Annotated in this window: 16 protein-coding genes, 1 tRNA gene and 1 pseudogene; 9 read left to right on the plus strand and 9 right to left on the minus strand. The window is 34.9% G+C overall.

Going from position 1 to position 13,414, the window contains the following annotated elements:
- Positions 1 to 56: 56 nt before the first annotated feature.
- Positions 57 to 1,418, minus strand: coding sequence for a glutamate--tRNA ligase (gene gltX, locus IHO40_RS03345; RefSeq protein ID WP_225536754.1), 1,362 nt, complete (start codon positions 1,416 to 1,418; stop codon positions 57 to 59).
- Between the two features lie 268 nt (positions 1,419 to 1,686).
- Here gltX and IHO40_RS03350 point away from each other — a divergent pair, with 268 nt between their 5' ends.
- Together IHO40_RS03350 and IHO40_RS03355 are read left to right on the plus strand one after the other, a co-directional pair.
- The gene (locus IHO40_RS03350) at positions 1,687 to 2,295 is read left to right on the plus strand and encodes a hypothetical protein (RefSeq protein WP_225536755.1); all 609 of its coding nucleotides are present in this window, start codon (positions 1,687 to 1,689) and stop codon (positions 2,293 to 2,295) included.
- Positions 2,296 to 2,379: 84 nt separating this feature from the next.
- Positions 2,380 to 4,368, plus strand: a complete 1,989-nt coding sequence (locus tag IHO40_RS03355) for an ATP-binding protein (RefSeq protein WP_225536756.1) — start codon at positions 2,380 to 2,382, stop codon at positions 4,366 to 4,368.
- On the opposite strand, the pseudogene IHO40_RS03360 reads toward IHO40_RS03355, so the two are convergent.
- From IHO40_RS03360 to rsmA, 8 genes and pseudogenes are all read right to left on the minus strand, one after another.
- A pseudogene (locus IHO40_RS03360) lies at positions 4,342 to 5,249 on the minus strand (COX15/CtaA family protein). The gene IHO40_RS03355 and the pseudogene IHO40_RS03360 overlap by 27 nt on opposite strands.
- Before the next feature lie 140 nt (positions 5,250 to 5,389).
- The gene (locus tag IHO40_RS03370; RefSeq protein WP_225536758.1) at positions 5,390 to 5,854 is read right to left on the minus strand and encodes a glycosyltransferase family 2 protein; all 465 of its coding nucleotides are present in this window, start codon (positions 5,852 to 5,854) and stop codon (positions 5,390 to 5,392) included.
- 993 nt (positions 5,855 to 6,847) lie between these two features.
- Positions 6,848 to 7,324: a hypothetical protein gene (locus tag IHO40_RS03375; RefSeq protein WP_225536759.1), complete on the minus strand. Its 477-nt coding sequence runs from the start codon at positions 7,322 to 7,324 to the stop codon at positions 6,848 to 6,850.
- A gap of 8 nt (positions 7,325 to 7,332) precedes the next feature.
- Positions 7,333 to 7,812 carry a F0F1 ATP synthase subunit B family protein gene (locus IHO40_RS03380; RefSeq protein ID WP_225536760.1) on the minus strand — a complete coding sequence of 160 codons (480 nt, stop codon included), beginning with the start codon at positions 7,810 to 7,812 and terminating at the stop codon, positions 7,333 to 7,335.
- 1 nt (position 7,813) lies between these two features.
- Positions 7,814 to 8,041 (minus strand): F0F1 ATP synthase subunit C, encoded by a 228-nt coding sequence (locus IHO40_RS03385; protein ID WP_225536761.1) that lies wholly within the window; start codon positions 8,039 to 8,041, stop codon positions 7,814 to 7,816.
- Between the two features lie 61 nt (positions 8,042 to 8,102).
- A complete protein-coding gene (locus IHO40_RS03390; RefSeq protein ID WP_225536762.1) occupies positions 8,103 to 8,828 on the minus strand; it encodes a F0F1 ATP synthase subunit A in 726 nt (241 codons plus the stop codon).
- A gap of 107 nt (positions 8,829 to 8,935) precedes the next feature.
- A complete protein-coding gene (locus IHO40_RS03395; protein ID WP_225536763.1) occupies positions 8,936 to 9,250 on the minus strand; it encodes a hypothetical protein in 315 nt (104 codons plus the stop codon).
- A gap of 163 nt (positions 9,251 to 9,413) precedes the next feature.
- Positions 9,414 to 10,220 (minus strand): 16S rRNA (adenine(1518)-N(6)/adenine(1519)-N(6))-dimethyltransferase RsmA, encoded by an 807-nt coding sequence (gene rsmA, locus IHO40_RS03400; RefSeq protein ID WP_225536764.1) that lies wholly within the window; start codon positions 10,218 to 10,220, stop codon positions 9,414 to 9,416.
- 86 nt (positions 10,221 to 10,306) lie between these two features.
- On the opposite strand from rsmA, the gene IHO40_RS03405 reads away from it, so the two are divergent.
- The 7 genes from IHO40_RS03405 (at position 10,307) to IHO40_RS03435 (ending at position 13,400) form a co-directional block, all read left to right on the plus strand.
- Positions 10,307 to 10,379 (plus strand) — tRNA-Thr (locus IHO40_RS03405).
- A gap of 26 nt (positions 10,380 to 10,405) precedes the next feature.
- On the plus strand, positions 10,406 to 11,107 hold the full coding sequence (locus IHO40_RS03410) for a triosephosphate isomerase (protein WP_225536765.1): 702 nt from the start codon (positions 10,406 to 10,408) through the stop codon (positions 11,105 to 11,107).
- A 468-nt stretch (positions 11,108 to 11,575) separates the two neighbouring features.
- Positions 11,576 to 11,716, plus strand: a complete 141-nt coding sequence (locus IHO40_RS03415) for a hypothetical protein (protein WP_225536766.1) — start codon at positions 11,576 to 11,578, stop codon at positions 11,714 to 11,716.
- A gap of 48 nt (positions 11,717 to 11,764) precedes the next feature.
- Positions 11,765 to 12,058, plus strand: a complete 294-nt coding sequence (locus IHO40_RS03420; protein WP_225536767.1) for a hypothetical protein — start codon at positions 11,765 to 11,767, stop codon at positions 12,056 to 12,058.
- Positions 12,059 to 12,062: 4 nt separating this feature from the next.
- Complete coding sequence (locus IHO40_RS03425; protein ID WP_225536768.1) at positions 12,063 to 12,329, plus strand: hypothetical protein; 267 nt, start codon at positions 12,063 to 12,065, stop codon at positions 12,327 to 12,329.
- 295 nt (positions 12,330 to 12,624) lie between these two features.
- A complete protein-coding gene (locus tag IHO40_RS03430; protein WP_225536769.1) occupies positions 12,625 to 12,762 on the plus strand; it encodes a hypothetical protein in 138 nt (45 codons plus the stop codon).
- A gap of 281 nt (positions 12,763 to 13,043) precedes the next feature.
- Complete coding sequence (locus IHO40_RS03435; protein WP_225536770.1) at positions 13,044 to 13,400, plus strand: hypothetical protein; 357 nt, start codon at positions 13,044 to 13,046, stop codon at positions 13,398 to 13,400.
- Positions 13,401 to 13,414: the final 14 nt, after the last annotated feature.

The raw sequence follows: 13,414 nt of genomic DNA on the forward strand, positions 1-13,414 counted from the left end.
CTCAATACTATGATAAGGAAACCGGAGGAATCTTTAAGTAGTTTTTTTCGTTTCATTTAAATTGCTTGCAACCTTCTTACACACTCATCCTTACCAAGGATTACCATTATGTCGATGATTCCAGGTGCATCCATTATCGAAGTTATTGGAGCACGTAATGAGTGGTAAACATCGCTTATTTTCACGTTATGCAATTTTGAAAATTCCTTGATTTGAGAGGATAAAAAGCTCTTATTCCAGCTTTCATCACCGATATTTGAGAGAAATGGCGCAAGTAACTTGATTATATCGAGGTTAGATTTGACAATTCGCTCAGCCTCTTCGCTTAAATCAAGTGGTGGGTCTTTGATATAAAACTTGGCTAAATCGAGCAGTTCGGTCAGGTAATTTGCTCTTTTTTTTAGTTCCGTTAGTCCCTGCAGCAAATAGTTCTTTTTCTTCTCAGCTGGAGTATTTTCTCCAAACATTAGAGACAGAATATCTTCATTGCTCATGTTGTTGATATAATGGCTATTTAAATGCTCCAATTTTTTAAAATCAAGCCGTGCAGGCGAACGACCGATATTTTCTAAGTTAAACCACTCTATCGCTTGCTTATCGCTAATGATCTCGTCATTACCATGATTCCAGCCAAGTCTGAGCAGGTAATTACGCATTGCCTGAGGCAGTATTCCCATTTTTTCGTAGTCGCAAACACTTGTAGCACTGTGCCTTTTGGACAGCTTATTTCCATTTTCTCCGTGGATAAGCGGTAAATGCGCAAAACGTGGAATATCAAAATCAAGGGCCTGGTATATTAGTAATTGCTTAAAAGTATTGGTAAGATGGTCAGAACCACGTATTATATCAGTTATTCCGGAATCATAATCGTCAACCACCACAGCGAAAATATATGTTGGAGTGTTGTCAGAGCGTAAAATCACTATATCATCAAGCTGTTCGCTATTTACTTTAATTTGGCCGTATATTTTATCATCAACAATAATGTCTTGCGAGTCTGGCACTATAAAGCGGACAACAGGTTTTACGCCTGGTGTTGCATTAGTACACTTATGCTTATATATCTTTCCTTCTTTTCTTGCTTTTGCCTTCTTTGCTGCAACTTCATCCTCAGAGCAATAACAGTGATATGCTCGGCCTTTCTGAGCAAGAAGATTCGCAACTTCAATGTGTCGCTCTATCCTTTTTGATTGGTATATTATTTCTCCATCATATCTTACACCAAGCCACTTCAGCCCATCTATTATTGCATCGGTTGCTTCCTGTGTTGAACGTTTTCTGTCGGTGTCTTCAATCCTCAGCAAAAATTTTCCGCGATGATGCTTTGCATAGAGCCAATTAAATAAGGCAGTACGAGCTCCACCAATATGCAAAAACCCCGTTGGTGATGGAGCGAATCTAGTGATTACACCTGACACATTCGTTTGTTACAGTAATGTAAACGATAATAGCTAAAATTTATGCTTGCAACAATATGGAATTACTGTAAATTACTGGCCCTATTAGGATGAAATTGTATTTATTTTTCGTAAATTGTGTTGTATAGCTTAATGTTGGTTAAATATAGCAAGGTATATTATGAGTGAAGATATAGCAAAATTGCTCTCAAATAATGGAGGTAACATCAAATAGTATTATGAAGGTCCATTTGATAAAACAAAACTAATAACAAATGGAGATAGTTTTTTGCATCTAACTGCAAGAACAGGAAACGTTGAAAGATTTTTGTTCATTTTTAAGAAAAGCATTGAAAGTGATGCCCGTTTGTTAGAGTATAACGATGACCATGAAAATCCATTTCATATAGCAGCAAGAAGGAGGATATTACCAGATGTAGTAAAAGAATATTTAAGTACTTGGAGTCTAAACAAACTAACCCAAATAGTGATTCAAAAAAATTGGAAAACTTCAAGTTACGTCAGAAATGCATTGGGTAACAGGTGTGCGTTAAATAACTCTAAAAGGACTCCTCTTGATATGGTCAGTAGGGAAGTTAAGAAAGAAGTGAGAGAAATCGCAGGTATAAAAGAAAGTCTCATGTGTAATAAGAAGTTCCGCCTATATTTATATATAGTAGGAGCTATAGCATGTGTTACTGCTTTGTGTCTTTCTCTATATTTTCTGTATTTGTGTTCTCAAAGTCTTACGTTGACTTCAATGGCTGCAATAACTTATGGTGGATTTGGATATCTGTCATGCCTGGCATGTGGTGAAACATACGACTTGAATGACGTAAACACTCTGATGGACGGTATTAGTACTAAGGCCGCTGCAAAAATAACAGCACATGCCTAATGCATAAGAGATAAAATCACTTGCAGGCAATGATATAGGAATGTACTTTCTTAAGAGTGATTCTTAAGAAAGTATACTTATACAATGACAAAAAAGAAGTACAGTAAGATTTTAATAGCAAACAGAGGAGAAATTGTCTGCAGGATTATCAAAACTGCTCGCAGAATGGGCATATCTTGCGTGTGTGTGTATTCGGATGCAGATATTAATTCTGTGCATACAAAACAAGCAGATGAGTCAAGGCACATTGGCCCTTCGCCTGCTTATCTTAGTTACTTAAACATCGAAAAGATATGCGAAGTAGCAGTTGAAACAGGTGTTCAGGCAGTGCATCCTGGTTATGGCTTTTTAGCAGAAAATCCAGATTTTCCACGTGCTCTGCAAAAACACAATATAGATTTTATCGGCCCAAGTGCAGAAACAATGGAGATTACAGCAAATAAAATAATAGCAAAGGAATCAGCAAGAAAAGCTGGAGTGAATATAGTGCCAGGATACATGGGCAAGATCAACGATGCCATTCATGCAGCCAGTGTTGCTGAGGAGATTGGGTTTCCTGTTATGCTGAAAGCTGCATCAGGTGGCGGTGGTAAAGGCATGCGAATTGTGAACTCCAAAGAGGAAATTGAACTAGCATTTACATCAGCAACGAACGAAGCAGAGAAGAGTTTTAAGAATGGCAGTATCTTTATAGAAAAATATATAGAGTTACCAAGACACATCGAAATACAAATCATAGCGGATAAATATAGCAATGTAGTGTGTCTCGGAGAGAGAGAATGTTCAATACAAAGGAATAATCAGAAGATAATAGAAGAAACGCCAAGTCCGTTTATCAGTGAGAAGGTAAGACAAGAAATGTATGTCCAATGTGTTTCTTTGGCAAGACAAGTTGGCTATTTTTCAGCAGGCACTGTTGAATTTGTTGTAGATAAGGACCAAAACTTTTACTTTCTTGAGGTAAATACGAGATTACAAGTTGAGCATCCGGTGACGGAATTTGTAACTGGAATAGACATAGTAGAAGAAATGATTAGAACCTCCTGTGGAGAAAAATTAAGGTTCAGTCAGAATGATATTAAACTTACCGGTTCTGCAATAGAAAGTAGAATCTGCGCTGAAGATCCATCAAAGAAATTTTTCCCTTCCAGCGGAAGAATAAAATATTACGACAAACCGAATGAAAGCGATTATATCAGAATAGATGATGGAGTTGCTGCAGGTTCAGAAGTCAGTATGTTTTATGATTCGATGATTGCAAAAGTGGTGACATATGGAAAAGATAGAATAGGGGCAATCGGCAGAATGCAAAAAGCTTTATCTGAATGTTATATAGGGGGAGTGACAAACAATATAGAATTTCTAGAATCCATCTTTCATCATCCAAATTTTGTTGCGGCAGAACTCAACACGAGATTCATTCCAGACCATTATCCAAGTGGATTTCACGGCGATTTTATTACAGAAGAGTATATTAAAATATTTATTTTCACTGCGTTATATGTTCACTTGGGAAGCAAGGAGAAGTATTACAATAAGTCAATGGATGAAGCGCTTGTAGTGAAAATAAATGACAATGAGTACCCTGTAAACGCAAAGTATCAAGATAATACATTAACAACAGTATATAATCACAATACATACTCTATAGCAGGCAAGTGGAAATCGAGTTACAGGTTGCTATATATCACAATTAACGATGATACCGATATAACACTTAAAGTAGAAAGACAAGGCAGTAAACACTTTATAAAACATGCTGGGATGCAAGCTGAGTGCTACGTATTCAAACCTCATGTAGCTAAATTAAGTGAGTTAATGCTAAATAATCAAACAGAGGAGGATTCAGTAGATGCCGTAAGATCTCCAATATCTGGGTTATTAGTTAAATTACACGTAAATGTTGGAGATCAGGTAGAGGTAGGGCAACCTTTATTTGTTGTAGAAGCGATGAAAATGGAAAATATCATATGCGCTGAATCAGAAATGGTAATAAAAAATATTTCTGTTCATGAAGGGGAAAATGTACAGATCGGCGATGTAGTATTAGTTTTGGATACAGCTCTTTCTTAAATAACATAAGAAATATAAAGCTGATCCAAATAAGATGAATGAAAACACTTGGTGAGCTATAGCAATGGCTGTTGGTATGTGCAGCAATAAAGTAACTACTCCTAAAATTACCTGAGTTAGGACAGAAAACAGCATGACATATACCGGTTTTACACCAGCATTTTTTATTGTGAGTATTGCTATCAGAGCTAGTATTAGCAATGCCAGTGCTCGATGTATAAATTGCACTGTTGCTCTGTTCTCAAAGATATTTAGCCATTTAGGCTGTAAAAAGAATAAATCTTCCGGAATGATGTATCCGTTCATTAGTGGAAAAGTATTATAAATTAGACCAGCATTTAATCCTGCGACAAACGCTCCGAAAGTTATTTGTATCACGATTAGAGCTAAGATTGTTCCTGTGTAATGTATAGTGTTGCCGCTGATCTTGAGTTTAGTCTGCTTTGGCCTGATTTGATAATCAAAAAATTGATAAGACAGTAATGCAAAAATAGCCAATGCTAGCAGTAAGTGAAGTGCGAGCTTATAGTGACTAACATGAGGTTCAGCTATCAGACCACTTTTAACCGTATACCAACCAGCGAGAGCTTGTAACGCTCCAATCTATGTACATATTCTATTAAATATATAGTGCGAAACTCCTCCATACTCATCCCGTAATTAAGTGTTTTATATTCAGGTGTAGTCTCATATTTTGATTTTTCTTGTAACCAGTCTTGCTCACTCAGTGGTGGTAATGCTCCAATAATGGGTTTCCACTCTGTGATAGACAATCCTGCTTTTGAAAGTCTTGTGAACCCGCCAATTCCTACCATAAGGATTACCATGACAGAGCAGAGGAAGAGCCAAATAACTATGGATTTTAATTGCTTTTGTTCCATAAACCGTGCTGAGTTTTGTTCCATCGCTGCGAATAAGTGATAAATTCCCACAAGGCGAAAAAAGTTGTAACGCTATGTAGTAGCAGATTATAAACAGGGAAGAATATTGATACTACATAAAAGTAAAAGGGCATCTTTTGCTACTTGACCACTATTACCAATAGAATTAGGTTAGTAACGTATACCACTACAAAATAGCACAAAAATAATTCATTTAAAACTTGAGTTAACATTAATGAAAGCAATAAAAATGGAGTAGTGAAAAATATAAAGGTTACCGAGCCAATAGAAAGATTCAATAACAGAATTCCCTTGAGTCCATTATGTCTATAAAGTGATCTTATATTTCTTAGGCAGACAACATAAGTTTGCATATAACCTTTAATCCAACGCGCTCTTTGCTTGATCCAAGGCAAAAACACAGTAGTTGGTGATTCTTCCAATGTTTCTGAGTCAGTAATCCTAGTTTTATATCCCATTTGTGAAAGTCTCAAACCTAGGTCAGCGTCTTCAGTGATATTATAAGCATCCCAGAAAAGCATTTTCCTTAAAATTTCTACTGGAAAATGATTGCTGCTACCACCAAAAGGTATCGGCATGTTCATTCTTTGGAACCCAGTCAATAAGTACTAAAACCAGCTCATGCATTCTAAAGAAAAGAATTTCGTCAGAAAGTTGTGATTATAATTGTAATAATTTAATCTTGCTCGCACATAGGCTAACTTATCATCACCTTGACCAAAAATCAGTGCCTTTTTAGCTGAAGTGGATCTGGCTTGTCATCTGCGTCATGTATTACCACATGCTTTCCTTTGGCAAAGTTCATGTCATAATTGCATGACTTAGTCTTTGTCTTAGGCAAGGAATGAGGCACTTTTATTACTTCAAAATATTGCGGTAAAGTATGCTCTTCTACAGCTGCAAGCGTTCCCTAGTCATCACTTTCTATAAGGAGCTTTACATCTAATTTTGATTTTGGGTAATCCAAATTTTCAATGCTTTTAATTAATTGCTTTATCAATGCACCTTCTTTAAAGGCAGGCAATAAAGTTATATATATGGGGAAATCTTCTTCGTTTATCTTATCATAATCTGTTTTTCGGTTGTAGGTTTCACATAAGCTAAAAAACTGTAGTTATAAATTTGAACAAGTAGCTAGAACATACAACTATAAATATTAACATCAAAACAAAGTATGTGTACTTCTCTGTTAGTGTTAAAATTGAAGTTATAATAAAGAAAGAAGCAAAAAACATCGAGCTTAGTTTAATATTCTTGGCTGAAAATTAGGACTTTTATGGTATAAATAGTTGCTTGCAAATTCTGAAATACCAAAGTGCGAGCTAAGAAAATCTAAAATCTGTTCACCATCTGCTTCTATTAGTACGCAACCATCACCGTAGTTAGCCTTGATTTAGTGGTTGATATCTTGACTCGCATCTTCAACCATAAAAAAAGTAGTATTACTTAATTTTTGCCAAGGAACTACATTAAATTTGTAGTAAAAAAAACTTTTCTTGCTCTTTACACAAACTGGAGTCAGGCTTGATTTTTTTCTATATCATTAACTTGAAGTATAGGCAGCTATTGTATTAAACCTAATGCAATTTTTTATTTAAATCACGTGAAAGTGAAGATATGATCTCGCTGCTGCGCTTATCATCCTTGTGTTCCTGCATTATTTTTCTTACAGCATCAGCGGCTATACTTGCTGTATTAGCTTGTAAATCTCCAATATTTTTTTCAATTTGGTCAGTAACTTTCTTTAAATGAGAACGGGTATCATCATCTAACATCTGGTCCAGTTGCTGTCTACTGTGTTTAATGATACTATTAGCCTTATCAAGAGCTTCATTCATCATTTTATTAACTTCTGCATCTAATCTTTTATATTTCTCAGAAGACTCCCTGTAATACTCCAACATATCTCTTCTGAATTTTTCAACCTCTTCATTCGTAAGTTTGCTCTTGTTACGCTTATTGTTAAGAGCGTTTTTTATCACCTTCTTTAATAATTTATATGAAAGGATAAAACCTACCAAAAAAGCAAGACCGACAATCAGTGACGTAGACATAAAAACCTCTAGAATTCTTTAGACACCAAGCTAGCAACAAACTCCTCTTCAATTTCAGAATTGTTCAATTTACTGTAGTAAATTAAGGCAATACCAGTAGCTATTCGCTTTAATTCATCAGTGTACTCAGATTTAAATCTTGCTACTTCCTGTTCAACAAGTTTGCTCATTTTTTTGTCTTCCTCTTCTAATATATCTTTTACACTTTCTCTCATCTCTTCTACCTGGGCAAGTGCATTATCTATAACCTTTTTTGCTTGCGTCCTAGCTTCGCTCAAAGCCGAGTTATATTTAACAGTCTGGTTTTCTATAAGTTTTAGAAGGTGGACGGAACTATTAAAAGAATCCAGTGCCTTCTTACTTCTATTGCTTATTATTTCATCTAACTTTGGCAGAAATAAACAACTTACTACAAAAAAAAGTAAAGAGAAAAGAATTAAAAACCAAAAAACCTGAGAAAAGTAAGTCGAAACATCAAGTTGCGGCATGTTAAACAACAAATATTAATAGTAGTGCAAGCAGAAACGCAAATAACCCCATTGCTTCAACTAAAGCTGCCCCTGTATAAACATATTTTTTCATTTTATCCTCTGATTCAGGATTTCTTGAAAGCCCACTTAACATAGTAGAAAATATATTTGCTACACCAAGACCTGCCCCGAGCATACCAAGTACACTTAAGCCAATCGCTATAAATTTTAAAGCTACTAAATCCATATATTACCTTTAACCATTTCCTTACGATATTAATTATAAAATGTTCTGCAAATAAAGTCAATTACTTTAGTGCATCTGATAAATATACACATGTTAGAGAAGTGAATATATAAGCCTGTAGAATTGCAACGAACACTTCAAACCCTATTAATGCAATTATAAGTGAAAACGGTATAGGGGTTAGAGTAACGTGCATATTCATAATAAACCCCGCTATCACTTTGATGATAGTATGACCCGCAGTCATATTTGCTGCAAGCCTTATTGATAAACTTATAGGCCTTGCCAAGTATGCAAATAGCTTAATGAAAACCATCATGGGCGCCAGCGATAACGGAGTGCCCTCCGGCAACAATATACGTAAAAACTTTACTCCCCTTTCTTTGAACCCAACAACTGTTGTGTAAGTAAAAACTACCATCGATAGGGCAAAAGTAACTATCACATGGCTTGTAACTGTAAAACTATAAGGAAGAACGCCTACTAAATTGCATGACAAAGTGAAAATAAATACTGTGAATATTAAAGGAATGTGCTCTAAACCTTTGCTTCCAGCGTTATTTTCTATTATTGAAATAACAAAATCGTATACACACTCAACTGCAGCTTGCAAATACCCTGGTATTACTGATCCTTTTCTTACTCCCAAGAGCAAGAAGAATATAATTGATATTACCGAAATCATCATAAAAAGAGATGAATTGGTAAAATTTATATCATGTCCAAATAGTTTGGGTAATTCTACTATTATATGTATCTTAAACTGTTCTAGCGGATTTGACGCCATATTCGGTCCTATAAACTTAGACTGTAACAGTAAATAAAGTATAAATTTTATAAGGTAGAGTCAAGAGTTAAGATGATATAGGCTCTGTGTTACAAAGCCCTTTTTACTCACTTCACTTTAAAACCGCAATTTTTAATACTATCTTTGATAACCTGAATATCTATTTCGGCTTCAGCTTGAAATTTCACATTGATAGTAGGGTAATCACTTTCGTGATCAAATTCAATTTTGTTGATAGACAAATCTTTTTGAAGGTTGTCTTCAACACAGTTGGGAAATGTTAGCATTGTGTAATAAGTCATATCGTTTGGATTATGAGAACGACTCCAGCAAAGACACAGAGCCTTACTCGTTTTATCCACATATCCGTGTAGATTCATAGCCTTCACGATAATTGAAAAAAGACTCAATGTTATATTCATTTGCTAGCAGTTCAAATGTTATTGTGTTATCCATAGCATTACCTAATTAAAGCTATTATAATATTAGTATATTAACAAAATATTTACTAAAATGGCTAATTATAATCAGCGCTGTTTTTCAAAAATTACTAAGTTGTTCAACATCCTGATTTAATATGCTATCTTAACTATTGAACGATTCTTTTTGTATAACGTTTGCCAGCAAACAAAATTGTTCAATAGTTAAGTTTTCTGGACGTTCGTTACCATTTAATTTAGAGTTTTCAAGAATGATTTCAGCATGGCTTGTTATATTTTGCAAGCTATTTCTCAACATCTTTCTTCTTTGAGTAAAAACAGTGTGCGTTAATCTTGTCAAGGTTTCCAAATTTACTGCAAATCTTTGGGTAGGTAAAGGATTTACTGTAATTACTGAAGAATGCACTTTCGGCCTTGGAAGAAACTCTTTAGGTTCAATATCAAATTCCTTTCTTATATTGCACAGCAACTGGCTTAGCACCGATAGAGAACCATAGTTTTTGGAACTAGGTCTTGCTATAATGCGATCTGCTACCTCTTTCTGAAACATCAATGTCAAACTTGTAAAAAATTTTATGTTGTTTAACCACTTCAAAAATAATGCTACCGAGACATTGTAAGGTAGATTAGCAATGACTTTGACTGGGCGTTCTATTAGCTTTTCTTCTATAACATGCAGTGCATTTGCTTCTACAATCCTATACCTTCCCTGATGCTCATTCAGCAGTTGATTATGGTATTTCACTAGATTGCTATCTTTTTCTATAGCAAGCAGAGATCTTGGATTATGTGCCAATACTTCTCTTGTTAATGCACCATACCCAGGACCAATTTCAATAACGTTAAAATCTTTCAGATTACCAGCTAAAACGACTATTTTTTTCGTTATCTCACTCGATAAAATAAAATTTTGCCCTAGGCTCTTTTTTGGCTTCAATAAAAATTTTCCCATATTATTGTATTGTGGAGTATTTTGATAATTTTAAAAATTGGTTGACGAAAATTCATTGATAATTGTATATTGTTAACGTATTTAACGCCGGCTTAGCTCAATTGGTAGAGCAACTGACTTGTAATCAGTAGGTTGTCAGTTCAAGTCCGACAGCCGGCACTTTCACCTAATATAGTAAAGAGCTGATGTCCTTTTTAATAGTAGCAAATTGGAAGATGAATGGGACACGATCTTCATTTTTTGACTTCATAGGCAAGCTTAACAGCAAGAGCAATGAAATTTCCTCTAGACTAGTGATTTGTCCACCTTTTACATCATTTCCAGACGACATAGAACTAAGCAATAATATTAGTATAGGAGCGCAGAACTGCCATCATAAAAAATCTGGTTCTTACACAGGTGAAATCAGCGCAAAAATGCTGAAAGAATTAGGATGCACTTACGTGATACTTGGGCATTCTGAAAGAACCAACGAAACAGATAGTGAAATAAAACTTAAATCAGAAACAGCAATAGAATCGGGTTTACACCCAATAATTTGTGTAAGTGGAAATGCAAAAGATTACAAGGGTGAAAAAACAAAGGAAGCAATAGGATATCAATGCAAAAACCGTTTGCCAACACATGGTGAATATACTGTAGCATATGAACCGATATGGGCGATAGGTACAGGACATGTGCCAAGCAATGATGCAATTGCTGAGGTAATAGAAGTGATAAAATCTTGCACTGGTAAAAAGCACGTTATATATGGTGGTTCAGTCAGTTCAGAAAATATAGAAAATTTGTTGAATATATCAAATTTATCAGGAGTTTTAATTGGCAGTGCAAGCTTAGATTTCGACTGCTTTTATAAAATTGTGCAACAGGTTGAAAAAGCATATTAATTCTGAAATCAGTAGTTAAGCGATATCGTACTGTGCAGTTTCTTTCAGGTTTAACAGACTTTGTCTGTTCGTTACTTATATCCAAGAAAATTTTTACATAACTTAAGATATAATGCTGTTATTGAAGTAGTATTGTAGATATAGTAAGGTAAGTTCGGTATGCAGCAAAAAGGAAAGAACCAAGCTCAAGTTTAATTACAAAAGTTAATATAGAAGAGGCTTTAATAGTCTAGTTATTCTTAGGAGGATATAGCAAAAAGGAGTATGTTATGCCAACAAATTTCCTGACGTTGAAAGAAATATTAGCAGAACTAGAGGGAAAAACAGCATTACTGTTTTTAGAAAATATTATCAGGATGAATGGGAATTTTACGATCTGTTAAGAGACTTAATGAATGATGAGGATTTTAAGCAAGCGTGTATAGAAAATCTTTCAGCGAAAGCTATAAGAAAGACTTGGATCACTATGTGGAATTAGCAAACCAGGCAAAAAAAGCTGTAAGTGAATATTTTGAAAGGAAAAGCATAGAGCTTCATGCTTGTTATACAGAAGATAATGACGCTGATAGAATTTTAAATATTAACCTTACTAACCATGATGGGAAATGAATTAGTGAGAATCAGTAATATTTTACAGCAAGAGAAAAGTGTCGGTAAGTGAAGATTTATTGCAATAAGAAACATAAAATACATGCCATTCGAGTGGATAAGGAAAGACATTATGAATTTAAAGAGGGTGCGTATTACGAAATGACGAGCACTTGGCCTGCAACAGATAAATCTGAGAGAACTTTTATGTGTACCGTGGTTATGAACATAAGTAACGATGGCATTACTGAAATACCGAAATTTGATGGTAGAAATTTTGAGTCACCATCGAAGAAGCTTTGGGAATTAATGGAACTAAATAAGGAATTGTATATTCAAGGTCTTTCCTTATATGATATATGATGCTGTGAAAGCATTATTGGAAAAGAATAAGACTGCACCATTGCCAGATGCTGTGCCAGTTGCTAATAATAACCTACAAGGTAGTGAGTCTATAAGAGTAGTAAATCAAGAGAAGGAATTAGATGGGCAAGACTTTGAAAGTAATGCTGACAATAGTCCCCTTTTTTTTACTAACAACGATGCATCAACTCAAACAGAAGTTGATTCGCGACAGGTTGTAACCCAGATGGGAATTGATTCTAGGCCAGTTGCAACCTTAGTGAGAAATTAAAGAATTAAACAAGCATGGGAATGATTTACAACGTGAACCCGAAGGAGCTAAGCAAACAATTACAGTACAAGAGAAAAAGATTGAAAATTTACAAGTAGAAAAGAAGTAGAGAGATTAAATGAGAAGATTGAAGCGATTGAGCAAGAGGTTGAAAGGAAGAAGCGGCGACTTACAGAGTGAGCTTGAAAAATAAAGAAGCAAAAAAATGTAGAGTTAGCAAACACATCAGCAACCCTACAAGAGAAAACACAAGAGCTTGAAAGTGGTATAAAAAAAGGAAGACCTAAAGAAAAGGTTGGAAGTTGCTCATATAAAAAAGGAAGAGCTGCTAAATAAATTAGGGGAATTGCAAAAGGAACTGTATCAACTGGAAGAGAAAAATAAAGAACTAGGGGAAAAGTTAAAACTTGTTGACGTACAAACAGGAAGTTAAAGGATGAGCTGGGAAAATCAAAAGGAGCAGAGCAGCAAACATATTGAAGACACAGAACTAGTAATAAGTGAAAAAAAACTATGCAAGACTTGCGTGCTCAACTCCAGAAATTAGAACAAAAAAGCCAAGAAGTAGGGGAGTTTTATATGTGTAAAATAGAAAATCAGAGAATGAAATTGAAGATTTGAAAAACAATCTAAAGAATGAGAGAAAAACGCGCGAAAAGTATCATGCGTTGTTAAAAGAACAAGGCATAGAGATTAATGATTTGAGAAAAATAATTGCAGAATAAAGTTCGGAAAATTGAAAATCTGGAAAGCAAATTACAAAACAAGAAAGAAGGGGAAGTTTTCCGTAATCAAATAGAAGCACTGGAAAAAGACATTCGTCTACTCGCCAACAAACAAATTGACCTCAATCAAGCATGTACAATAACGGTAGATGTTCTTAATGATCCTGATAATGTTTCATTAAAGAAGAGAAAACTATCCAGGTCTTTAAGTGTTAACAATGGATATGATAGCAATAAGGAAAGTTATAATAATCATTACCATTCACCTCTAAGTTTCGTCAGCAACCCTGTACAGGTAAATAGTGCTTATAGCCCTTCCCATAATAGTCCAAGAGAGGTAAGATAAGGACTTATAGTAGT

The sequence above is a fragment of the Wolbachia endosymbiont of Mansonella ozzardi genome (assembly GCF_020278625.1).
Taxonomy (GTDB): domain Bacteria; phylum Pseudomonadota; class Alphaproteobacteria; order Rickettsiales; family Anaplasmataceae; genus Wolbachia.